This window comes from Stutzerimonas sp. S1 (assembly GCF_025966695.1).
Lineage (GTDB): Bacteria > Pseudomonadota > Gammaproteobacteria > Pseudomonadales > Pseudomonadaceae > Stutzerimonas.
Map to the genome: position 1 here is coordinate 1 of NZ_JAOEIY010000002.1, position 23,017 is coordinate 23,017.

General features: G+C 58.5%; 19 protein-coding genes and 1 pseudogene. 6 read left to right on the forward strand and 14 right to left on the reverse strand.

Annotated features, from left to right (window positions below; genetic code table 11):
* Nucleotides 1–92: 92 nt before the first annotated feature.
* Nucleotides 93–936 (forward strand): annotated as a pseudogene (locus N8H22_RS04010) (IS3 family transposase); the annotation flags it as partial.
* Nucleotides 937–986: 50 nt separating this feature from the next.
* Here N8H22_RS04010 and queD read toward each other — a convergent pair.
* Nucleotides 987–1,343, reverse strand: coding sequence for a 6-carboxytetrahydropterin synthase QueD (gene queD / locus N8H22_RS04015; RefSeq protein ID WP_264589342.1), 357 nt, complete (start codon nucleotides 1,341–1,343; stop codon nucleotides 987–989).
* A 237-nt stretch (nucleotides 1,344–1,580) separates the two neighbouring features.
* Here queD and N8H22_RS04020 point away from each other — a divergent pair, with 237 nt between their 5' ends.
* Entirely contained in the window at nucleotides 1,581–2,903 is a 1,323-nt protein-coding gene (locus N8H22_RS04020; RefSeq protein WP_264589343.1) for a Na+/H+ antiporter NhaC family protein, read from the forward strand.
* A gap of 132 nt (nucleotides 2,904–3,035) precedes the next feature.
* Nucleotides 3,036–4,133, forward strand: a complete 1,098-nt coding sequence (locus tag N8H22_RS04025; protein WP_264589344.1) for an AI-2E family transporter — start codon at nucleotides 3,036–3,038, stop codon at nucleotides 4,131–4,133.
* Between the two features lie 25 nt (nucleotides 4,134–4,158).
* On the opposite strand, the gene N8H22_RS04030 is transcribed toward N8H22_RS04025, so the two are convergent.
* From N8H22_RS04030 to N8H22_RS04080, 11 genes are all read right to left on the reverse strand, one after another.
* On the reverse strand, nucleotides 4,159–6,153 hold the full coding sequence (locus tag N8H22_RS04030) for a PhoX family phosphatase (RefSeq protein ID WP_264589345.1): 1,995 nt from the start codon (nucleotides 6,151–6,153) through the stop codon (nucleotides 4,159–4,161).
* A gap of 185 nt (nucleotides 6,154–6,338) precedes the next feature.
* Nucleotides 6,339–7,934 (reverse strand): isocitrate lyase, encoded by a 1,596-nt coding sequence (locus N8H22_RS04035; protein ID WP_264589346.1) that lies wholly within the window; start codon nucleotides 7,932–7,934, stop codon nucleotides 6,339–6,341.
* A 491-nt stretch (nucleotides 7,935–8,425) separates the two neighbouring features.
* A complete protein-coding gene (locus N8H22_RS04040) occupies nucleotides 8,426–9,235 on the reverse strand; it encodes a secretin N-terminal domain-containing protein (protein WP_264589347.1) in 810 nt (269 codons plus the stop codon).
* A complete protein-coding gene (locus N8H22_RS04045) occupies nucleotides 9,232–9,861 on the reverse strand; it encodes a histone acetyltransferase HPA2 (RefSeq protein WP_264589348.1) in 630 nt (209 codons plus the stop codon). The genes N8H22_RS04040 and N8H22_RS04045 overlap by 4 nt, the downstream gene beginning before the upstream one ends.
* An 8-nt stretch (nucleotides 9,862–9,869) precedes the next feature.
* Nucleotides 9,870–10,295 carry a GNAT family N-acetyltransferase gene (locus N8H22_RS04050; RefSeq protein WP_264589349.1) on the reverse strand — a complete coding sequence of 142 codons (426 nt, stop codon included), beginning with the start codon at nucleotides 10,293–10,295 and terminating at the stop codon, nucleotides 9,870–9,872.
* Nucleotides 10,288–11,454, reverse strand: coding sequence for a cupin domain-containing protein (locus N8H22_RS04055; protein ID WP_264589350.1), 1,167 nt, complete (start codon nucleotides 11,452–11,454; stop codon nucleotides 10,288–10,290). Before N8H22_RS04055 ends, N8H22_RS04050 begins: the two co-directional genes overlap by 8 nt.
* 76 nt (nucleotides 11,455–11,530) lie before the next feature.
* Nucleotides 11,531–12,901, reverse strand: a complete 1,371-nt coding sequence (gene purB / locus N8H22_RS04060; RefSeq protein WP_264589351.1) for an adenylosuccinate lyase — start codon at nucleotides 12,899–12,901, stop codon at nucleotides 11,531–11,533.
* Nucleotides 12,902–13,156: 255 nt separating this feature from the next.
* Complete coding sequence (hflD, locus tag N8H22_RS04065) at nucleotides 13,157–13,792, reverse strand: high frequency lysogenization protein HflD (protein WP_264589352.1); 636 nt, start codon at nucleotides 13,790–13,792, stop codon at nucleotides 13,157–13,159.
* Nucleotides 13,789–14,919: a tRNA 2-thiouridine(34) synthase MnmA gene (gene mnmA, locus N8H22_RS04070; protein WP_264589353.1), complete on the reverse strand. Its 1,131-nt coding sequence runs from the start codon at nucleotides 14,917–14,919 to the stop codon at nucleotides 13,789–13,791. The genes hflD and mnmA overlap by 4 nt, the downstream gene beginning before the upstream one ends.
* A gap of 70 nt (nucleotides 14,920–14,989) precedes the next feature.
* Nucleotides 14,990–15,430, reverse strand: coding sequence for an NUDIX hydrolase (locus tag N8H22_RS04075; RefSeq protein WP_264589354.1), 441 nt, complete (start codon nucleotides 15,428–15,430; stop codon nucleotides 14,990–14,992).
* A 131-nt stretch (nucleotides 15,431–15,561) separates the two neighbouring features.
* The gene (locus N8H22_RS04080; protein ID WP_264589355.1) at nucleotides 15,562–17,787 is read right to left on the reverse strand and encodes an NADP-dependent isocitrate dehydrogenase; all 2,226 of its coding nucleotides are present in this window, start codon (nucleotides 17,785–17,787) and stop codon (nucleotides 15,562–15,564) included.
* A 360-nt stretch (nucleotides 17,788–18,147) separates the two neighbouring features.
* On the opposite strand from N8H22_RS04080, the gene icd reads away from it, so the two are divergent.
* Nucleotides 18,148–19,404 (forward strand): NADP-dependent isocitrate dehydrogenase, encoded by a 1,257-nt coding sequence (gene icd / locus N8H22_RS04085; protein ID WP_264589356.1) that lies wholly within the window; start codon nucleotides 18,148–18,150, stop codon nucleotides 19,402–19,404.
* A gap of 60 nt (nucleotides 19,405–19,464) precedes the next feature.
* Here the strand turns inward: icd and cspD are convergent, their stop codons facing one another.
* A complete protein-coding gene (gene cspD / locus N8H22_RS04090) occupies nucleotides 19,465–19,725 on the reverse strand; it encodes a cold shock domain-containing protein CspD (protein ID WP_272890707.1) in 261 nt (86 codons plus the stop codon).
* Nucleotides 19,726–19,940: 215 nt separating this feature from the next.
* Here cspD and clpS point away from each other — a divergent pair, with 215 nt between their 5' ends.
* Complete coding sequence (gene clpS / locus N8H22_RS04095) at nucleotides 19,941–20,306, forward strand: ATP-dependent Clp protease adapter ClpS (protein ID WP_264589357.1); 366 nt, start codon at nucleotides 19,941–19,943, stop codon at nucleotides 20,304–20,306.
* Nucleotides 20,307–20,334: 28 nt separating this feature from the next.
* A complete protein-coding gene (gene clpA, locus N8H22_RS04100) occupies nucleotides 20,335–22,605 on the forward strand; it encodes an ATP-dependent Clp protease ATP-binding subunit ClpA (RefSeq protein WP_264589358.1) in 2,271 nt (756 codons plus the stop codon).
* 118 nt (nucleotides 22,606–22,723) lie between these two features.
* Here clpA and infA read toward each other — a convergent pair whose 3' ends face one another.
* Nucleotides 22,724–22,942 carry a translation initiation factor IF-1 gene (gene infA, locus N8H22_RS04105; protein ID WP_002553999.1) on the reverse strand — a complete coding sequence of 73 codons (219 nt, stop codon included), beginning with the start codon at nucleotides 22,940–22,942 and terminating at the stop codon, nucleotides 22,724–22,726.
* Nucleotides 22,943–23,017: the final 75 nt, after the last annotated feature.

Genomic DNA, 23,017 nt, shown 5'->3' on the forward strand with positions numbered 1-23,017 from the left:
CATGTGAGAGTAGGTCATCGTCAAGCTCTTATCTCAAACCCCCGACCAGCTCAGCTGGCCGGGGGTTTGTCTTTGCACGACGGAAAATTCGGCTGAAGTTGAAGTAGGCCTTCGTCAGCAAGCTGTCGGTGGAGTAGCCGGTACGGCGTCTCTGCCAGACCCTCAAGGTGCATCCCAGCGGTTTGGCTGGCCGAGCCAAAATCCGCACGCACCAAGGAAGATCGGCGTCTGGTCGGATTGCTCAAACATGCCTGGTTGCAAAGCGGTGGGGTCTTCGGCTACCGAAAAATCCACGACGACCTACGTGAGCTAGGCAAGTCCTAGGGCCGACACTGCGTAGCTTGCCTGATGCTGATAGAGGAGTTGCGCTCGCAGACCCATTATCGTCTATTACGGAGGCAAGCCGACAGTGGCTTAGCCCAACCGCCTGGAGCGGCAGTTCAACGCCAGTGAACCGAACAAGGCTTGGGTCACCGACATCACCTACATCCGTACCTATGAGGGCTGGTTGTACTTGGCCGTGGTGGTGGATCTGTTTTCACGCTGGTGACTGGATGGTCAATGAACCGCAGATGTGCAGCGACCTGGCCATCGATGCGTTGCTGACGGTGGTCTGGCGGCGCATGCCCAAACAGGAAGCGATGACTCACTCCGGCCAAGGCAGCCAGTTCAGCTGCTCGGACTGACCAGAGTTTCCTCAAGGCTAACAACCTGATCAGCAGCATGAGTCGACGCGGCAACTGCCACGACAACGCGGTCGCGGAAAGCTTTTTCCAGTTACTGAGGAGGGAACGCATCCGACGGAAAATCTACGGCACTCGCGAAGAAGCTCGCAGTGATGTGTTCGACTACATCGAGGTGTTTTACAACCGAACCCGCCGCCATAGTCACTTAGGCGGTGTCAGTCCTGAGGCGTTTGAACGTGCCTCATTATGAGGTCGGAAAATGTCTACCGGAGCGGGGGTAGTCCAGTTCCGGGTACCGGGTTAATCGCCACGGTATTCACAACCGCTAGTGCACGTTTCGTGAATGCGTATACGTGACAGTTCCGGTAGGAGCGGCTTCAGTTCGCGCCAGATCCATCTGGCGAGATTTTCGCTGGTTGGATTCTCCAAGCCCGGAAGGTCGTTGAGGTAGTTGTGGTCTAGTCGTTCATAGATTGGGCTGAAGAGTGCCTTGAGCTCGCCGAAGTCGCGAATCCAGCCCGTATACGGGTCTACGTCGCCCTGTATGTAGATTGCAACGCGGAAGGAGTGGCCATGCAGTCGCCCACATTTATGCCCTGCTGGCACGTTTGGCAGGCGGTGTGCGGACTCGAAGGTGAACTCTTTGAATATTTCCACGGAAGTCTCGCTGGTAGAGGGAGGTACTGATACCGAGCCCTAATTTTACTGTCTTTTATCCAAAGCCTAGCAAGGCATTCTTTGTTGAGATCATGAAGATAGCTTGCAGGGACGACAGCACGGCAATCTGCGGACATATCGCTGGCCGCATCGTCAGGATTGACCCTAGACAGGCTTGGTGCGCTATTGCAGAGTACGCCGTTTTTATATCGACCTCGGTCGGGTAATGAGGATTCTATGAACGCAGTTGTTGCGGCGGTCAGTGTCATGCTGATCTTGAGTTTGTGTCGGGTGCACGTCGTGGTTGCACTTATTGCAGGTGCGCTCTGTGGCGGTCTCGTCGGTGGCCTGGGAATCGAGTCGACGCTTGCTGCTTTCAACAAGGGGCTCGGCGGCGGCGCCACCGTCGCGTTGTCCTATGCACTGCTCGGTGCTTTTGCGGTGGCTATTGGTAAAAGCGGTCTTGCTCATGCATTGGCCGATAAGGCGCTAGCCATGATTGGTCGTCAAGCAACACAAGGGCAGGGGGGGCAGACGGTCAAATGGTTAATGATTGCGCTTCTGCTGCTCGTTGCAATCTCTTCCCAGAATATTCTGCCCATCCATATTGCATTCATACCGCTTCTAGTTCCTCCGTTATTGTATGTGTTGTCTAACCTAAGGATCGATCGGCGCTTGATTGCGTGCGTATTGGCTTTCGGCCTGATTACCCCGTATATGTTTCTCCCGGTTGGCTTTGGAAACATCTTTCTCAACGAGATTCTGCTCGCCAATGTTGCCAAAGGTGGGGTAGATGTCTCCGGCGTTGAGGTGACGCAGGCGATGCTGATCCCTGCGTTGGGGATGGCGACCGGTCTGATTATCGCCTTCTTCAGCTACCGCAAGCCGAGAGAATACGACTTGTCCCGAATAGTGCAGGTCGAGCAGGTTGGTGCGGCTTATAGCCCGCTGACGCTTGTTGTAGCGGCATTGGCTATTGCCGCGGCGTTCATCATTCAATTGTGGCTAGATTCGATGATCATCGGCGCGCTTGCCGGCTTCGTTATCTTTTCCGCCTCTGGGGTAGTGCGGTGGCGTGAAGCGGACGACCTGTTCACCGAGGGCATGAAGATGATGGCCATGATCGGTTTTATAATGATTGCCGCTGCGGGCTTCGCTGAGGTCATGCGCGAGACAGGTCAAGTAAAGACTCTGGTTGATGCCGCCGCTGCGTGGATCGGTAACAGCAAGGCGGTGGCGGCCCTGCTCATGTTGCTGGTTGGATTACTGGTCACCATGGGCATCGGTTCGTCATTTTCGACAGTGCCAATTATCGCCGCGATCTTCGTGCCACTTGGTGTGGAGTTAGGCTTCAGTCCACTCGCCATCGTAAGTTTGGTGGGTACAGCGGGCGCGCTGGGCGATGGTGGTTCGCCAGCTTCAGACTCTACCCTTGGGCCGACCGCGGGTCTCAATGTAGACGGCCAACACAATCACATCTGGGATACGGTGGTTCCAACTTTCCTACATTACAACCTGCCGTTGCTTGCGTTCGGCTGGGTGGCGGCGATGACCCTTTGAATAAATATTGATCGTTTGCAGGCCGGAAGTTCCGGCCTGTTTTTTTTAGGGAGGGACGCAGAGGAAACCCTCCCCGCACTCCGAACCCCGCTTGGTGACTAACAAAAGAGCACAGTGGATTCGGGGTGGGCAATGATCAAATCGACGCTTGAGCAGAAAGTCTTTCTCGCTTTATTGGTGTTTGTTTCATTAGCCTTTGGCTGGATTCTTCTACCGTTCTACGGTGCTGTGTTTTGGGCTGTAATACTTGCCATCCTCTTCGCCCCGCTGCAAAAACGTTTGCAAAGCCGATTCGCCGGCCGGCCAAATTTTGCTGCAACGGTGACCTTGCTGGTATGCCTGTTGGTCGCCGTGCTACCGGTCATTGCGATTACTGGGATGCTAGTTCAGGAAGGGGCGGCACTCTATCGCCGTATTGAGACTGGTGAGCTGGATATCGGCAGCTACGTGAGCTACGTAAAAGATCTTTTGCCGAGCTCGTTGCAGCTGCAACTCCAGCGCTTCGGTTTCGGAGACCTGGAAAGCATGCGCGAGCGTCTCGCCAGTGGCGCGCTCGAAGGCAGTCAGTTCCTTGCGACCAAAGCATTCAGTTTCGGGCAGGGCACTTTTCAGTTCCTAGTGAGCTTCGGTGTCATGCTTTACCTGCTTTTCTTCTTCATCCGCGACGGCCGCGAGCTGGTATTGCGGATCCGTCAGGCGCTGCCATTGAGTGATACCCAGAAGCGCCGACTGTTCAACAAATTTACGCGGGTCGTGCGCGCCACGGTGAAGGGCAACATCATTGTGGCGATCACGCAGGGTGCACTCGGTGGAGCTATCTTTGCGGTGCTGGGAATTTCTGACGCGCTGCTCTGGGCGGTGCTTATGGCGTTTCTCTCGCTGCTTCCGGCCGTGGGTGCCGGACTGATCTGGACTCCGGTTGCTGTGTACTTCCTGCTTAATGGCGCGATCTGGCAAGGCGTTGTGCTGATTCTGTATGGGGTATTGGTCATCGGTCTGGTGGACAACCTTCTTAGGCCCTTGCTGGTCGGCAAGGATACGAAGATGCCGGACTATGTCGTGCTGGTGTCGACACTGGGTGGGCTTGCGCTGTTCGGCTTGAACGGTTTCGTCATCGGGCCGCTGATCGCTGCGTTGTTCATCTCTTGCTGGGGACTCTTTACGGCTGCTGATGACAAGCCTGCTCACATTAGAGCGAGCGAATCGACTGAAAAAGAAGGACGGCTTTAAGGCCGGCCTTCTTTATGCCGAAGAGTTACATAAGTCGCTTGCCATCATCGCGGCTGATGATGACCGTAGCCGAGCGCGGACGCCGACCAAGGCCGTCCGGCCAGCCGCTGGTGTAGTTGTTTGGCCCCGATCCTTCACCTGGATGCTGGATGTTCACGAACAGCGTGCGAAAGTCCGGCGTCGCGGTGATGCCTGTTACCTCTGCACCAAGCGGGCCGACCAGAAAGCGCTTGGTTTCGCCTGTTTTCGGATCAGATACGAGCATCTGGTTGTTACCGAACGGCCCCGAGCCGAGCTGGCTGCCACTCATGTCGGTCTGGATCCAAAGCCGTCCTTCATCGTCGAACCACAAGCCATCCGGGCTAGCCATGATGCTGTGTTCATCCAGCAGCTGCCCCGCTGGGCCGCGACTGTCGTTCTGCGGGCCGGCCAGCAGATAGATGTTCCAGCGGAAACGGGTGCCTGCGTAATCTCGACTGTCTTCCCGCCAGCGGATGATGTGCCCGTACGGGTTCGGTGAGCGGGGGTTCGCGGCGTCGGCGTCGCGACGTGCACTGTTGTTGGTAAGGGTGAAATAGACGTCGCCGTTATCGGGATGGACGGCCCCCCACTCCGGGCGGTCCATACGGGTGGCACCGGCAATGTCGGCGGCCAGTCGGGTGTTGATCAGTACTTCACCCTGGTCGGCGAAGCGTACGCCGGCAGCGACACATGCTTGCTGGAATGCCGGATCGTCGATGTCCAGCGCCAGCCAATCCCCGCTGCCGTCTGCGTTGAAGCGTGCTACATAGAGTGTGCCGTCATCCAGTAGGCGGCCATCGCCACGCTGTGGCCGATAACGGTCGCGGCTGACGTACTTATAAATGTATTCATTCTGGGAGTCGTCGCCTGAGTAGCAAACCAATGGGCGTCCCGATTTGACGGGTGCGAATACCAGACCCTCGTGGGCGAAACGGCCGAGCGCGGTACGCTTGACTGGCATCGCGTCCGGATCGAACGGGTCGATCTCGACAATCCAGCCGAAGGTATTCGGCTCGTTGCGGTAATCGGCGCGTGCATCTTCACCGTTGCGCGTGGCATCGAAGCGCTGAAATTCGTCACCTGCAATGGTTTCCCAAGCATAACGGCTTGCATTGCGAATGCCGTAGCGGCTGAGTTCGCGTGGCAGTTCCTCATCGCGACTGGCGAAATAGCCCGCCCAGTTCTCTTCGCAGGTGAGATAGGTTCCCCATGGGGTGAAGCCGTTTGCGCAGTTGTTGAGGGTGCCGCGGGTTGACGTGCCGCTCGGGCTGTAGCGGGTCTTGAGTAGTTCGTGGCCCTTGGCCGGCCCCTCGATGCGCATTGGTGTTGCGCCGGTGATGCGACGGTTGCGTGCAGACGGCAGAACGGACCAATCGCCGCGTACCCCGCGTCGGATTTCCACGACGGAAACCCCGTGGGCGTTTATCTCTTTACGCACTTCATCGACCACGGTGCGTTTGCCGTCGACGACCGTCGGTCCGTTTGGATGCAGCAGCGGGGCATCGATATATTCATGGTTCAGCACGAGCAGCCCGTGATCGCTTTGATGGCCACCGAGCTTGGCGTTGATTGGAAAGAAATGCATGCCGTCGTGATGCATGCCGGTTTGCTGGGCTTGATCTTCCGCGGTATTGCTGGCGTCTTCGAGGAAGGCAGGATAGCGACCGGTGATAGGAGTGCCCCAGGGAATGAACGTGGTCGCGGAGTAGCCTGGAGGAACGCTGATGCCATCGGCCCGGCTCACTGGGACCGCGGGGAAGGGGAGGCGGCTACGGCGCTTGAACGGCAAGCCCTTCGACCGTGCTGCTGTCTGCTCGGCGGCCTGAACCGCGCCGGGGAGGGTTGCCCCCAGGAAGGTCAGTGCACCCAGCGCGGCGCCGCCCGCCAATACCTGACGGCGACCGATTGTCACTACGTCTTGAATGTGAGCGTTGCCAGACTGATTGCTTGGCAGTTCATCGCCATTCCCAAACAGAATGTTGTCGTTATCAGTGCTCACGTTGCTGCTCCATGAATGGTCATTTGACGGAGCCTTGACCCTAGAGTCGTTGTGCGACAGCGATATGACATGTACCCGCGTGCCGACGAAACGACACGGGTGCCTGCGTGCCTGAAACGAAAAAGCCCCGGCGAATGCCGGGGCTTTTCCTTCACTGCAGCCCGTTGCCAGGCTGGAACCATTCCTTAGTGGAACTGGTTCATGGTGTTGTCTTTACCGCTTGCCTTCAGAGCAGCTTCGCCAGCGAAGTACTCCTTGTGGTTGTCGCCGATGTCGGAGCCAGCCATGTTCTGGTGCTTGACGCAGGCGATGCCCTGACGCAATTCCTGACGCTGCACGCCCTTCACGTAGGCCAGCATGCCTTGATCGGCGAAGTAGCCCTTGGCCAGGTTGTCGGTGGACAGCGCGGCGGTGTGGTAGGTCGGCAGAGTGATCAGGTGGTGGAAGATGCCGGCATGGGCAGAACCGTCACGCTGGAAGGTACGGATCTTCTCGTCGGCAATCTGGGCCAGTTCGGTTTCGTCGTAGTCCACGCTCATCAGCTTGGCGCGATCGTAGGCGGAAACATCCTTGCCTTCGGCGACCATGGCATCGAATACCTGCTGACGGAAGTTCAGGGTCCAGTTGAAGGACGGGCTGTTGTTGTACACCAGCTTGGCGTTCGGGATGACTTCGCGGATGCGGTCAACCATGCCCTTGATCTGGCCAACGTGCGGCTTCTCGGTTTCGATCCACAGCAGGTCGGCGCCGTTCTGCAGGCTGGTGATGCAGTCCAGCACGCAACGGTCTTCGCCGGTGCCCTTGCGGAACTGGAACAGGTTGGACGGCAGGCGCTTCGGACGCAGCAGCTTGCCTTCGCGCTTGATCACGACGTCGCCGTTGCCCAGCTCGGCTTCGGAGATTTCTTCGCAATCCAGGAAGGAGTTGTACAGGTCACCCAGGTCGCCCGGCTCTTTGGTTACGGCGATCTGCTTGGTCAGGCCGGCACCCAGGGAGTCGGTACGAGCAACGATCACGCCGTTGTCGATACCCAGTTCAAGGAAGGCGTAGCGAACGGCAGCGATCTTGGCGAGGAAGTCGGCGTGCGGAACGGTCACTTTACCGTCCTGGTGGCCGCACTGCTTCTCGTCGGAAACCTGGTTCTCGATCTGGATGCAGCAAGCACCCGCTTCGATCATGCGCTTGGCCAGCAGGTAGGTGGCTTCCGGGTTACCGAAGCCAGCGTCGATGTCGGCGATGATCGGGACGATGTGGGTTTCGTAGTTGTCGATCTGGTTCTGGATCTCGGCAGCCTTGGCACTGTCACCGGCTTCGCGAGCGGCGTCCAGAGCGGTGAACAGCAGGTCCAGTTCACGGCTATCGGCCTGACGCAGGAAGGTGTACAGCTCTTCGATCAGGTCGGAAACGGCAGTCTTCTCGTGCATCGACTGGTCCGGCAGTGGGCCGAACTCGGAGCGCAGAGCGGCAACCATCCAGCCGGACAGGTAGAGGTAGCGCTTGTTGGTGGTCTTCAGGTGCTTCTTGATGGAGATCAGCTTCTGCTGACCGATGAAGCCATGCCAGCAGCCCAGCGACTGGGTGTAGACGGAAGAATCGGCGTCGTACTCGGCCATGTCCTTGCGCATGATGTCAGCGGTGTACTGAGCGATTTCCAGGCCGGTCTTGAAACGGTTCTGGGCGCGCATGCGAGCCACGGATTCCGGGTTGATAGCGCTCCAGCTGCTGCCGAATTTCTCTTTCAGGGCGGCAACTGCCTTGATGTCGTCTTGATATGCGGACATGGTCAATCCTTCATAAAATGTGAATTTGGTTGAGCACCGACTTTCCCACCGAAACCTGCGTGCTAGCGCTGATTAATGCGAGCAACACGCGGCAGAGCGTCGAACTACGACCAGGACGAGGATTGAAACCGAGAGGAGGGCATGAACACGATCACCGGACTGGCTCGATTGCGATGCCCACAGCTGGCGTGGCTGCTGTGAGGGCGCTCAACAGTGTCGAGACTTCAGTCTGACTGATGCGTTAATCGCTTCCCCGTCCCTCGGGACGACTCGTTCCAGTCGCAACCTCGTCAGTCCGCCTTGTGGGCAGTACAGTCACGGAACGGCTCGGCTGGTTGGCTTGAGCGCGCTCCGGAGACCCTTGCCAGGGCCTCTGGTTAGCGGGAGCGGGGCAATAATGCTCTGCCGGAAAAGGCTCGTCAATCGTTTTGTAGTGTTTTTTTTGTGGCACTACATGATGAGAGAGGTGTCGTTCGCATAGGCGCTACTGCTTATTCCAGTACGTCGACCTTGACGCGCAACGATAGGTCCTGACGGCCCTGAGTGCTGTATCGGCGAAGCATTCCGTTTTGCTGCGATGAGGCACTTTCATCGACGCTTCCCAGGGTAATCCATTCGCCGACGCGACCACTTACCCGGGTGTCGGCAACCTGGGTTTCGATCACGTCGGGACGCATGTGATTCAGACGATCGCGGTTGCTGCTGATGGTGATCTGAACACGATCGCCGTTGAGGTTTGCGGTTACGTAGAAGCCGCGCATTACGTCTCGGTACTGCGTCTGCTGATAGACCTGGCCATAGCCATCTGTACCGGTGGTGGTCAGCGGTACGCTTTGACCAATCTGAATCAGTGCGGGGTAGCCTTCGCTGGCCTGAATCTGCTGAATGCCCCCGCCCTCACTGCTGGTCGTGCGCCGAATGATGCGTACCTGATCGCGCCCGCCTCGCTCGCCGCGCCCAGCTTCGATGTCAACGTCTCCGGCGTGCACCGAGCCATCCACACGATAACCGCCGGTGCTGTCAGTGGCCGAGTCCTGGGTGTCGACACTGATGAGCAGGCGCTTGGGCTCGCTATCTAGCTGCTCGAGTACCTGCTTCAATTCCGCAATGACTGCGTCCGGAGCGTTCACGATCAGCTGATTGCCGTAGGCATTGATGCGCCCTTGGTCGCCGATCACTGACTGAGCGACCGGAAGAATGTCCTCGGCCATGCGGTAGTGCAGCGGAATGACCTCCGTAGCCGCGTGTAGCGGCAGGCAGGTGGCAAGTACGAGTGCGGCAAGATGGCGGCGTATGGTCATAGCAGAAAACTCCGCAAATTGGCGTCGGACAGACTTCGCTCCCAGGCCTGATCGAACTGCGTCTGACAGAGTCGGACAGCCCCGGGATCGTTGTATAGCGCATGGCCGTTGCACTGGTCGCTGCGTGGTCTTATCAGCAGGCCAGTTTTGTCGGCGATGAGATAGGCGCCATCTTCGCGCGGATAATCAGGGTTGAGCTTGCGGATGTGCACATTGCTGGTCAGGCGCCGGGCCAGGGTGAGCAGGCGATGGCCATCTTTCACTGCACGGGTGGAGTCTTCCAGGAGGATGCGCAGTCGATTGCGCGGGTGCGCTAGGAGGAACCTGCTGCAGGCTTGCTGGATACTACTGTGGTGATATAGCCATGGCTCCAGGTCTGGGCTGTATAGGCACAGGCTGCGACGTACCTGCTGGATCAGGGCCAGGGCGTGCCCGCGGGCGTGTTCGGGATTGCTGAAGTGCTGCGCTTCGGTGCTTTCGCCGAGTTGCATTGGTGCCGCTTCCCAAGGCGTAGGTTCCGTCAGGTCCGGTAGCGGGTTATGGACGACAAAACGTCCCGGCGATTGGAAATCGATGGCCGGTAGGTCCATGCTCGTTTCCTCTGCGTCCGGGGCGTTCTCGTTCATTGCGATCCTTAGTGACTCTGGCGGAGCATGTCGACGTGGGGGATGCCGGCTTCGAGAAACTCATCGCTGACGACCTTGAAGCCCAGGCGCTCATAGAAGCGAGTGGCATGGACCTGAGCGGTCAGCTTCTGCTCGGTCAGCCCGCGTCGTTCGGCTTCGGCAATCACTGCATGCATGAGCGCATCACCGACGTTCATGCCGCGCCAGTCGCGTAGTACGGCGACCCGACCGATCTGCCCGTCCGCCAGCAGGCGCGCGGTGCCAATAGCGTAGCCGTCCTCGAGGGCGAGAAAGTGCACTGCTTCGGTGTCATCGGCATCCCACTCCTGCTCCGGCGGCACGGCCTGTTCGGCGATGAACACCGCTTCGCGTATGCGCCGCAGGTCGGCGTTGTCCTTCTGCCAATCGGCGATGCGTACTTGGATGTTATTCATCAGCGAACTCCAGACTTCCCTGTTTTACCAATTCCAGCAGCAGCTTACGCCCGTCGTCATCGCCCAACCATTGAGCCAGATTGTCGACGTGCAGGGCATCGGCCGAGCAGACCAGTTTGAGCAGATCGCGCAGATGCGCCGGCAGCAGGCGGCTTTGACCGCTGGCGAACAGCAGCAGGCCGATGTCGACCTCACTCCAGGCAAGACGGGCAGCCGGGTTGCGTACCAGCACGGCACCATCGGTCAACGTGGAGAAAAAATCGTCTTCATCGATTTCCGGGCCTTCGACACGCTCGGGATAGCGTGGCTCGGTCATGAACTGGCCGAACCACGTCAGCAGCAGACGCTCATCGCCCATGTGTTCGGCGAGTAGCGCCTTCAGACGATCCAGTGCATCGCTCTGGATCTGATATGGATCGTCGTTGGGCTGCAGATCGGCATCGCTGTAACGCTCTTCGTCCGGCAGGAACTGCGCGAGAAAATCGGTGAAATGGGTCAGCACCTCGGCGGCACTAGGGGCGCGAAAGCCGACCGAGTAGGTCATGCAGTCGTCTACGGCGGTGCCGTAGTGTGCCAGGCGCGGAGGCAGATAGAGCATGTCGCCCGGTTCCAGCACCCACTCGTCCGTGCCCTGGAATTCGGCGAGGATGCGCAGATCACCATGGGCGAGCATCGGGCTTTCGCTGTCGCACATCTGGCCGATGCGCCAGCGGCGCTGCCCATGGGCTTGCAATAGGAAGACATCGTAGTTGTCGAAATGCGGGCCGACGCCGCCACCCGGTGCGGCATAGCTGATCATGACATCGTCGATGCGCCAGTTCGGCAGGAAGCGGAAGTGTTCGAGCAGGTCGGCAACTTCCGGCACCAGTTGGTCTACGGCTTGAACCAGCAGCGTCCAGTCGCGCTCGGGTAGTTGCTGGTAAGTCTCCTCGGCAAAGGGACCGCGACGCAGCTCCCACGGATTTGCGCCGTGCTCGACGATCAAGCGGGATTCGACTTCTTCCTCGAGCGAAAGGCCGGCCAGTTCGTCCGGCGAGATCGGGCTTTGAAAACCCGGGATGGCCTGGCGGATCAGCAGCGGTTTCTTCTGCCAGTAGTCGCGCAGGAATTCCCGGGCGCTGATACCGCCCAGGATTTGAAGTGGAATATCAGAAGTCATGCCTAACACCTTGCTCTATATACAGAGCTGAAAATAAAAACGCCCGGCACAGCCGGGCGTGCATACATGAAGTCGATCAGATGCGCTTGGCCTGGGCGACGGCATTGCCGATGTAGCTGGCCGGGGTAAGCTTGCGTAGCTCCGCCTTGGCTTCGGCCGGGATGTCGAGGCTGTCGATAAAGGCCTTCAGAGCGTCTGGCGTGATGCCTTTGCCGCGCGTCAGATCCTTGAGTTTTTCGTAGGCGTTTTCCACCGCGTAGCGGCGCATCACGGTTTGCACCGGCTCGGCGAGGACTTCCCAGCAGGCATCCAGATCTTCGGCGATACGTGCGGCATTGAGCTCCAGCTTGCCGATGCCCTTCAGGCTGGCTTCGTAGGCGATCACGCTGTGGGCGAAGCCGACACCGAGGTTGCGTAGCACTGTGGAGTCGGTCAGGTCGCGCTGCCAGCGAGAGATCGGCAGTTTGCTGGCCAGATGCTGGAATAACGCATTGGCGATGCCGAGGTTGCCTTCGGAGTTCTCGAAGTCGATCGGGTTGACCTTGTGCGGCATGGTCGAGGAGCCAATCTCGCCGGCAACGGTCTTCTGCTTGAAGTAGCCGAGGGAAATATAGCCCCAGACATCGCGATCGAAGTCGATGAGAATGGTGTTGAAGCGTGCGATGGCATCGAACAGCTCGGCGATGTAGTCGTGTGGCTCGATCTGGGTGGTATAGGGGTTGAAGCTCAGACCCAGATCGCCCTCGATGAACTCGCGAGCGTTGGCTTCCCAGTCGATCTCCGGATAGGCCGACAGGTGGGCGTTGTAGTTGCCTACCGCGCCGTTGATTTTGCCCAGCAGCGGCACTTCGGCTACTTGAGCGATCTGCCGCTCCAGACGATAGACGACGTTCGCCAGTTCCTTACCCATTGTCGTCGGCGAGGCCGGTTGGCCATGGGTGCGCGACAGCATCGGCACGTCGGCGAATTGTACGGCCAGCGTGCGGATGGCCTCGGCGAGCTGGCGCATCAGCGGCAGCAGCACTGTGTCGCGGCCTTCACGCAGCATCAGCGCGTGGGACAGGTTGTTGATGTCCTCGCTGGTGCAGGCGAAATGGATGAACTCGTTGATCTTGGCCAGCTCCGGCAGCAGCTTGGCCTGCTCCTTGAGCAGATACTCAACGGCTTTCACGTCGTGGTTGGTGGTGCGCTCGAATTCCTTGACGCGCTCGGCGTGCTCGAGCTGAAAGTTCTCGGCCAACTGATCCAGCAGCGCATTGGCTTCGGCGGAGAAAGCGGGCACTTCCGGAACGCCCGGGTGCGCGGCTAGACGCTGAAGCCAGCGAACCTCGACCTTGACACGGCTACGAATCAGGCCGAATTCGCTGAAGATCGGGCGCAAGGCGCTGGTTTTGCCGGCATAGCGGCCATCGACGGGGGAAACCGCCGTGAGCGAGGAAAGCTGCATAGAGGGCATTCTCGGACAGTCGGGCACGAAAAGAGGGCGCAGATTATACATGAAAGCGCTCGTTAGGCCGGGCTTGTGTGTGAATGGTCGCTGCCGGTTGCAGCGCCAGATCGACACCGCCTTCGACAGGCAACGGCCGGCGGCGCTTGGATAGGCTGGATTGCCAGTGGGCTGGGAGTCGACGGCGCGCTTGGCGCGGATGGCCAAGCGTTTGTGCGGCTCGGCACCGGTATCGGGACGGCCGAGCGAGCGTTCTCAGTGGATGTCAGTCTGGGAACGGACCTTCGGATACAGGGCGTCGAGCAGCTTCCGTCGGCTGAAGATCATCTGCCAACGATGCCCGCCGAGCTGTCGCCACAGTCGTGCGGAGCGAATTCCGGACAGCAGCAGCGCACGGATCTTGGCGGCGTTGTCCGATTGCTGCAGGTGCCGCATGTCGCCTTGCACCTGGATGCGCTGGCGGAAGGTACTCAGCGTGTCCTGATAGAGTCCGCCGAACGAAGCGATGACGTTTTCGTGCGTCGGTCCGAAGTGCTCGACCTGCTGCTGGATCTGGTCCAGTCGGCTACCGATGACCTGAAGCATGTCGCTGCGCTTGTCGAGCTGGCGTTCGAGGCCGATCATCGCCAGCGCGTAGCGCAGTGGTTCGCGTTGCAGGCTGCTGCTGTCGCGCTCCAGCGCCCCTACCAGTGCGCGGTAACCATCGCGCAGGTTTAGGTCGTCGCCGCCGTAGATCTCTGGAGTGTTCTGCGGGTTTCGGACCAGCAGGCTGCTCAGCATGCAGGCCACCTGTGCAGTGGGTGCCTGGCCTGTGCGGGCGATTCGGTCGACTAGCACTGCTGCTTCAAACACGGCGCCGAGCGCCACCAGTTGCTCTTCTAGCGGGCTCATGGTCGGGCTCCTTCGAACCACGGCTCGGCGTGTTCGATCACGCCGCCGCCAAGGCAGACCTCGCCATCGTAGAACACTACCGACTGGCCGGGTGTCACCGCCCGCTGTGGTGCATCGAATACGGCGCGATAGCCCTCGGGAGTCCTTTCCAGGGTGCAGGCCTGATCGCTCTGGCGATAACGCACCTTGGCGGTCAGTTTTAGCGGTGCGCTGATGTCCAGCGGATTGACCCAATAGATCTCCGACGCTTGCAGCGCCCGGGAGAACAGCCATGGGTGGTCGTTGCCCTGGCCGACCACCAGGACATTGCGCTGTAGATCCTTGCAGAGCACATACCAGGGTTCGTCGCCGGCATCCTTAAGTCCGCCAATGCCCAGGCCCTGGCGCTGGCCGATGGTGTGGTACATCAGGCCGTGGTGGCGACCGATCACCTCGCCATCGATCGTTTCGATATCGCCGGGTTGGGCGGGAAGGTATTGCTTGAGGAAATCACTGAACCGGCGCTCACCGATGAAGCAGATGCCGGTTGAGTCCTTCTTCTTCGCCGTGGCAAGGCCGTACTTCTCGGCAATCGCGCGTACCTCGGGCTTTTCCAGTTCGCCCACGGGGAATAGCGTCTTGCCTAGCTGCTCGCCGCCTACGGCGTGCAGGAAATAGCTCTGGTCCTTGTTCGGATCCAGGCCCTTGAGCAGCTCGCTGCGCCCGTCCACGTCGCGGCGGCGCACATAATGACCGGTGGCGATCAGGTTGGCTCCGAGCATCAGCGCGTAGTCGAGGAATGCTTTGAACTTGATCTCGCGGTTGCAGAGGATGTCCGGGTTGGGCGTGCGTCCCGCCTTGTATTCGGCGAGAAAGTGCTCGAAGACGTTGTCCCAGTATTCGGCCGCGAAGTTGGCGGTGTGCAGCTTTATACCGATCTTGTCGCACACCGCCTGAGCGTCCGCGAGATCCTCTTTAGCGGTGCAGTACTCCGTGCCGTCGTCTTCTTCCCAGTTCTTCATGAACAGGCCTTCGACCTGATAGCCCTGTTCGAGCAGCAGGAGGGCGGAAACGGAAGAGTCTACGCCGCCGGACATGCCGACGATGACGCGGGTATTTGCCGGGGCGATGAGAGTTGAAGCAGGCATAGGGATTCGCTGGGGATGTGCAAAAAAGGACGGAATTCTAACAGGCTGCCGGGCGCAAGACGAAGTCAGGTCAATCGCGAACGACGTCCAGTGCGTGTATCGGTCCGCGCAGGTAATCGTCAATGCAGCGTAGTACCAGCTCACTGCGCCACCGTTCGGGTTGCGCGGCCAGCTCGTCGCGGCTCAACCAGGGAGCGCCGACGATACCTGTGTCCAGCTCGCGTTGCGACTCGTGCTGGATCGGCTTGGCGACGAAGCAGACACGCTGGTAGGTCACGCCATTGCTCGGTGCGGTATAGAGGTAGATCCCCACAACACCAGTGAGCTCGACGTGCCAGCCCGTTTCTTCGAGAGTTTCACGTATCGCCGCCTGTCGCAGGGTTTCGTTGGCTTCCAGATGACCGGCGGGTTGGTTGAACACCAGGCGCCCGGCCTTGAGTTCCTCGACCAAGAGAAACCGCCCCGTATCTTCGACGATCGTGGCGACCGTGACATGGGGATACCAGTCCATAGAGACTCCTTGAATGGAACGATGGGATCATAACAGCGCGCGCTGCGCCTTCCGGCAGGGCAGAAACGGAAAACCCCGGCGCATGGCCGGGGCTTTACGTACGCGGGCCGGTCAGGCACCGCAGCGAAACATCAACGCAGAGTGGCGAGCGCGTTGTTGAAGGTTTCGCTTGGACGCATGACCTTGGCGGTCAGTTCCGGATTGGAGCGGTAGTAGCCGCCGATATTCGCCGGCTTGCCTTGGACTGCGGCCAGTTCGGCAACGATGGTCTCTTCCTGCTCGGTAAGCGTCTTGGCCAGCGGAGCGAAGTGCGCCTTCAGTTCGGCGTCCTCGTCCTGAGCTGCCAGCGCCTGAGCCCAGTACAGGGCCAGATAGAAGTGGCTACCACGGTTATCCAGCTGGCCGACTTTGCGCGCCGGGGACTTGTTGTTGTCGAGCAGTTTGCCGGTGGCCTGGTCGAGCGTCTTGCCGAGGATCTTGGCCTTGACGTTGCCAGTTTTGATGCCGGTCTCTTCAAGGGAAACCGCCAGTGCGAGGAACTCGCCGAGCGAATCCCAGCGCAGGTAGTTCTCCTCGATCAGCTGCTGTACGTGCTTGGGGGCCGAGCCGCCGGCGCCAGTTTCGTACATGCCGCCGCCCGCCATCAGCGGAACGATGGAAAGCATCTTCGCCGAAGTGCCTAGCTCCATGATCGGGAACAGATCGGTCAGGTAGTCGCGCAGCACGTTGCCGGTCACGGAGATGGTGTCCTTGCCGCGGATCATGCGCTCCATGCTCAGGCGAATGGCTTCGTTGTAGCCCATGATGCGAATGTCCAGGCCGCTCAGGTCGTGCTCCTGCAGATAGGTTTCGACCTTCTTCTGCAGCTGCATGTCGTGAGCACGCTCCGGGTCCAGCCAGAACACGGCCGGGGTGTTGGATTGGCGGGCGCGGGTAACGGCCAGCTTGACCCAGTCACGGATCGGCGCGTCCTTGGTCTGGCAAGCACGCCAGATGTCGCCTTTCTCGACCGCGTGCTGCATCAACACGGTGCCGTCGGCAAGCACGACGCGCATGATGCCGTCAGCCTGCATCTCGAAGGTCTTGTCGTGCGAGCCGTACTCCTCGGCTTGCTGCGCCATCAGGCCGACGTTCGGGACGCTGCCCATGGTGACTGGGTCGAAGGCGCCGTTGGTTTTGCAGAAGTTGATCATCTCTTGGTAGATGCGAGCGTAGGTGCTCTCCGGCATTACCGCCTTGGTGTCCTTCTGCTTGCCATCCTTACCCCACATCTGGCCGGAGTTGCGAATCATCGCTGGCATGGAGGCGTCGACGATCACGTCGCTCGGGATGTGCAGGTTGGTGATGCCCTTGACCGAGTCGACCATCGCCATTTCCGGACGGTGGCTGTAGACCTCGTGGATGTCGTGCAGGATTTCTTCCTGCTGCGAAGCGGGCAGGGACTTGATCTTGTCGTAGACGCTGCTGATGCCGTTGTTCGGGTTGACGCCCAGTTCCTTGAACAGCTCGCCGTACTTGTCGAACACGTCCTTGTAATAAACGCTGACGGCGTGGCCGAAGACGATCGGGTGGGAGATCTTCATCATGGTGGCCTTGACGTGCAGCGACCACATCACGCCAGTTTCCTTGCAGTCCTGCAGCGTCTCTTCGAAGAACGCCCGCAGCTTCCTGCAGCTCATGAACATGCCGTCGAGCACTTCGCCTTCCAGCAGGGACAGCTGCTTTTTGACTTCGACCTGGCCGTCCTTACCGACGAACTCGAGACGTACGTCGCCTGCCTTGTCCATGGTGATGGACTGCTCGCTGGAGAAGAAATCGCCGCCGCGCATGTAGTCGGCGTGGGACTGCGAAGCCTTGCTCCACTTGCCCATGGAGTGCGGATGCTTGCGGGCATAGGCTTTTACTGCGGCCGGGGCACGGCGGTCGGAGTTGCCTTCACGCAGCACCGGGTTCACGGCACTACCAAGAACCTTGCTGTACCGAGCGCGAATTTTCTTTTCGGCATCGGTTTGCGGGTCTTCCGGGAAGTTCGGGATGTCGTAGCCGAGGGCTTGCAGCTCGGCGATCGCTGCCTTGAGCTGCGGGATCGAGGCACTGATATTCGGTAGCTTGACGATGTTGGCGTCCGGCTTCATCGTCAATTCGGCGAGCGCGGCGAGGCTGTCTTCGACTCGCTTGTCAGCATCCAGTTGGTCGGAAAAGCTCGCAAGGATGCGCCCTGCAAGAGAGATGTCGCTGGTTTCGACGGCGATATCCGCGGAAGCTGCGAACGCTTCCACGATCGGCAGTAGCGAATAGGTGGCGAGAGCTGGGGCTTCGTCGGTGAAGGTATAGATGATCTTCGAACGGGTGGGCATTTAGAGTTGACTCTCTTCTTTGCTGAGCGTGCTCAAATCCTCGAAATGCGCAGGTAGGCGCTTTGGCTCTCCGTATCGTCGAGCCGTAAGTCAAGGGTTCGCCGCGGTGATGTTGGGTGCATCAGTAGAGTTTGGAGCATTTGATCCGTTGAACTGTGGTGCAGCTCCACGGCTTCAAGAAGCGGGGTCTTGGTCAAGACAGGCGCCCCTTATGACTCGTTAGTCACCTACGCAGTATACCATCGTGCTCCGTTGTCGAAGAATGCTCTTGCATAAGACGAACGAACATGTGGTCTCTCCGGATTCAAGTGGAGTACTCTCAAAAGCTGACCACTGTTCAACCACGAAACGGAGTCCAGCATGGGATATCAAAAGATCCAGGTGCCAGCCAGCGGTGACAAAATTACCGTTAATGCCGACAACACTCTGAATGTTCCCAACAATCCGATCATTCCTTATATCGAGGGTGACGGTATCGGTGTCGATATCAGTCCGGTGATGATCAAGGTCGTTGATGCTGCCGTCGAGAAAGCCTATGGCGGGAAGCGGAAGATCGCCTGGATGGAGGTTTATGCCGGCGAGAAGGCAACCCAGGTCTACGACCAAGATACCTGGCTGCCGAAGGAGACGCTGGAAGCCGTTCGTGATTACGTAGTCTCAATCAAGGGGCCGCTGACCACGCCGGTTGGTGGCGGCATTCGTTCGCTGAACGTTGCCTTGCGCCAGGAGCTGGATCTTTACGTTTGTCAGCGCCCGGTACGCTGGTTCACCGGTGTGCCTAGCCCGGTCAAGAAGCCGGGCGATGTGGACATGATCATCTTCCGGGAGAACTCGGAAGACATTTATGCCGGTGTCGAGTGGAAGGCGGGTTCGCCCGAGTGCGAGAAGGTCATCAAGTTCCTCACCGAGGAAATGGGTGTCAAGAAGATCCGCTTCACCGAAAATTGCGGTATTGGCATCAAGCCGGTTTCGATGGAAGGCACCAAGCGTTTGGTTCGCAAGGCGCTCCAGTACGCCGTCGACAATGATCGTAGCTCTGTGACCATCGTCCACAAGGGCAACATCATGAAATTCACCGAGGGTGCCTTCAAGGAGTGGGGTTACGAAGTTGCGCGCGATGAGTTCGGTGCGGAACTGTTGGATGGTGGCCCGTGGATGCAGTTCAAGAACCCGAACACTGGCAAGACCATTGTAGTGAAGGATGCAATCGCTGACGCCATGCTGCAGCAGATCCTATTGCGTCCGGCTGAATACGATGTGATTGCCACGCTCAATTTGAACGGTGACTATCTCTCCGATGCTCTGGCCGCGGAAGTGGGTGGTATCGGTATCGCGCCCGGCGCCAATCTTTCCGATACGGTGGCCATGTTTGAAGCGACGCATGGCACAGCGCCGAAATATGCCGGCCAGGATAAGGTCAATCCGGGTTCACTCATCCTCTCCGCAGAAATGATGCTGCGGCATATGGGATGGGTCGAGGCGGCTGATCTGATTATCAGGGCAACAGAAGGTGCCATCGCTGCGAAAACCGTAACCTACGATTTCGAGCGTCTGATGGAGGGCGCTCAGCTGATGTCCTGCTCGCAATTCGGCGACGCCATGATCAGCCACATGTAAAGGAAGGACCTTTATGAAAAAAGGCCGATCAATGATCGGCCTTTTTTTGTCCAGCAGAAATCAGGCGTCCACCGCCGTTGCGGTCTGTATGGCCGGAGTTGCGACATCTGCCGAGGCCTGCTGCGGCCGTATATCGGTTGCATGGAGGCCCTTCGGACCCTGCAGGATATTGAACATGACCGCTTGCCCAGCTTTGAGAGTCCGATAGCCTTCCATCTGGATGGCTGAGTAGTGGGCGAACAGGTCCTCATCACCGCCGTCTGCTACGATGAATCCATAGCCTTTGGCGTTGTTGAACCACTTGACCTTACCGCTTAGCATGCTGTTGTCCCTCTGCAAAGGAGTCCACTAGTGGAGTAACATCCATTTCATTCCGCGCTTATGCAGCCAAGGGGCCTCATGTGCGCAACCCGTTTGCCCAAATAGGCACTTACTGTTTGTATCATCGTTTTGCCGATAGTCAAGGCGACTCGTCAGCTGGCTGTTAGCCCGTTCAATTTACCTGGCCTCGGCGCCACGATCAGAACCGTATTCGCATGCGTGCATTTGCCCAGATTCGACTAACATTCAATCAGGATCTTCCCGGGGAATATGAGGATGATGATGCCTCTGGTCTCGCAGTGCAGGAGGCCAAGCCGGAGCTGAAGGCACCACCCATGTATAAAGTTGTCATGTTCAATGACGACTACACGCCGATGGATTTCGTCGTTGAGGTGCTGGAAGGCATTTTCAATCATAACCGGGAGCTGGCAACCAAGATCATGCTGGCAGTGCATACCGAGGGGCGCGCGGTCTGTGGGGTGTACACACGGGACGTGGCTGAAACCAAAGCGATGCAAGTCAATCAATATGCAAGGGAATGCCAGCACCCGCTGCTTTGTGAGATCGAGAAGGACGGTTAACTCCGATTGCTGGGGAAGAGGTGAAGCTATGTTGAACCGTGAGCTCGAAGTCACTCTGAATCTGGCTTTCAAAGAGGCACGTGCCAAGCGTCATGAATTCATGACGGTTGAACATCTCCTGCTGGCCCTGCTGGACAACGAGGCTGCTGCGACAGTGCTGCGTGCCTGCGGGGCTAGTTTGGACAAGCTGCGGCATGACCTGCAGGAGTTCATTGACTCCACTACCCCCCTTATCCCTCCGCACGATGAAGAGCGTGAGACGCAACCCACTCTGGGCTTCCAGCGTGTTTTGCAGCGAGCTGTTTTCCACGTGCAGAGCTCGGGCAAGCGCGAGGTTACGGGCGCTAATGTGCTGGTCGCCATTTTCAGCGAGCAGGAAAGCCAGGCGGTGTTCTTGCTCAAACAGCAGAACGTTGCTCGGATTGATGTGGTCAACTATATCGCCCACGGTATTTCCAAGGTTCCTGGCAACGCAGGCAATCCTGAGAATGATGCCGAGATGCAGGATGATGAGGGGGGCGATTCTGCTTCGGCAGGTAATCCTCTGGACGCTTATGCCAGTAATCTCAACGAGCTGGCTCGGCAGGGGCGTATCGATCCATTGGTTGGGCGCGAGCATGAAGTGGAGCGGGTCGCACAGATTCTCGCGCGTCGACGCAAGAACAACCCTCTATTAGTTGGTGAGGCGGGCGTCGGGAAAACCGCTATTGCCGAAGGTCTCGCCAAGCGTATTGTCGATAAGCAGGTGCCTGATCTATTGAGTGACAGCGTTGTGTATTCGCTCGATCTCGGTGCGCTCCTGGCTGGCACCAAGTACCGCGGCGACTTCGAAAAGCGCTTCAAGGCTCTGCTCAATGAGCTGAGAAAGCGGCCGCAGGCAATTCTGTTCATTGACGAGATTCACACCATCATCGGTGCGGGAGCAGCTTCGGGCGGGGTAATGGACGCGTCCAACCTGCTCAAACCTTTGCTTTCGTCCGGCGAAATTCGCTGCATCGGCTCGACCACTTTCCAAGAGTTTCGCGGAATCTTCGAAAAAGATCGTGCGCTTGCGCGACGCTTCCAGAAGGTCGATGTTTCCGAACCTTCGGTGGAGGACACCGTAGGTATCCTGCGCGGCCTCAAGGGCCGCTTCGAACAGCACCACCATATCGAATACAGTGACGAAGCATTGCGAGCGGCGGCCGAGCTCGCGTCGCGCTATATCAACGACCGGCATATGCCGGACAAGGCGATCGATGTTGTCGATGAGGCTGGCGCGTTTCAGCGTCTACAGCCTGAAGATCGACGTGCCAAGCGTATCGACGTCCAAGAGATCGAAGATATTGTTGCCAAGATCGCACGGATCCCTCCGAAGCATGTCACCAGCTCGGACAAGGAGTTGCTGCGCAATCTGGAGCGCGACCTGAAGCTCACAGTTTTTGGGCAGGACGACGCCATCGATTCGCTCGCCACCGCCATCAAGCTGTCGCGTGCAGGATTGAAGGCGCCGGACAAGCCGGTTGGCTCGTTCCTGTTTGCCGGGCCGACCGGTGTCGGCAAAACGGAAGCCGCACGGCAGCTCGCGCGTGCGCTGGGTATTGAGCTGGTGCGCTTCGATATGTCCGAGTATATGGAGCGGCACACTGTGTCTCGGTTGATTGGCGCCCCCCCCGGGTATGTGGGTTTCGATCAGGGCGGGTTGCTAACCGAGGCGATCACGAAGCAGCCGCATTGTGTGCTGCTGCTAGATGAGATCGAGAAGGCGCATCCGGAGGTTTTCAATCTGCTGTTGCAGGTGATGGATCACGGCACGCTGACCGACAATAATGGCCGCAAGGCCGATTTCCGCAACGTCATCATCATCATGACGACCAATGCGGGGGCAGAAACTGCTGCTCGGGCGTCCATTGGCTTTACGTTGCAAGATCACGCCTCAGATGCCATGGAGGTGATCAAGAAGAGCTTTACTCCGGAGTTTCGTAACCGGCTGGATGCGATTATCCAGTTTGGTCGCTTGAGTCATGAAGTCATCAAGAGCATCGTCGATAAGTTTCTTATCGAGCTGCAGACGCAGTTGGAAGATAAGCACGTAACTCTCGAAGTGACTGAGGCTGCGCGCGGATGGCTTGCCGAGCACGGTTATGACGCACGTATGGGCGCGCGGCCAATGGCCAGGCTGATTCAAGACAAGATCAAGCGGCCATTGGCGGAGGAGATACTCTTCGGCGAGTTGGCTGAACATGGCGGCGTTGTGCATGTGGATATGCGCGACGGCGAATTGTTCTTCGACTTTGAAACGGCCGCCGAATTAGCTTGAGTAGGAGCCAAAGTAAAACGCCCGGTCTTGCCGGGCGTTTTACTTTCTGAGTGCTTCTTGTCACCGCGATAACAAAAAAAGCCCGGCAGAGACCGGGCGTTTTTCTCTCGCGATTCGTTTAACGAGCGCGGTACGTGATGCGCCCCTTGCTCAGATCGTATGGCGTCAGCTCAACACGAACCTTGTCACCGGTAAGGATCCGGATGTAGTTCTTGCGCATCTTTCCGGAGATGTGCGCAGTAACGACATGCCCATTTTCCAACTCCACACGAAACATGGTGTTAGGCAGGGTGTCGACGACAGTACCTTCCATTTCGAAGCTGTCTTCTTTCGACATTCAGTAAAGTCCTCGATATCCAGAAAATAACCCGGCGCAAGCATGCCCGGGTAAAAGCGGCAAGCATTGTGCCCG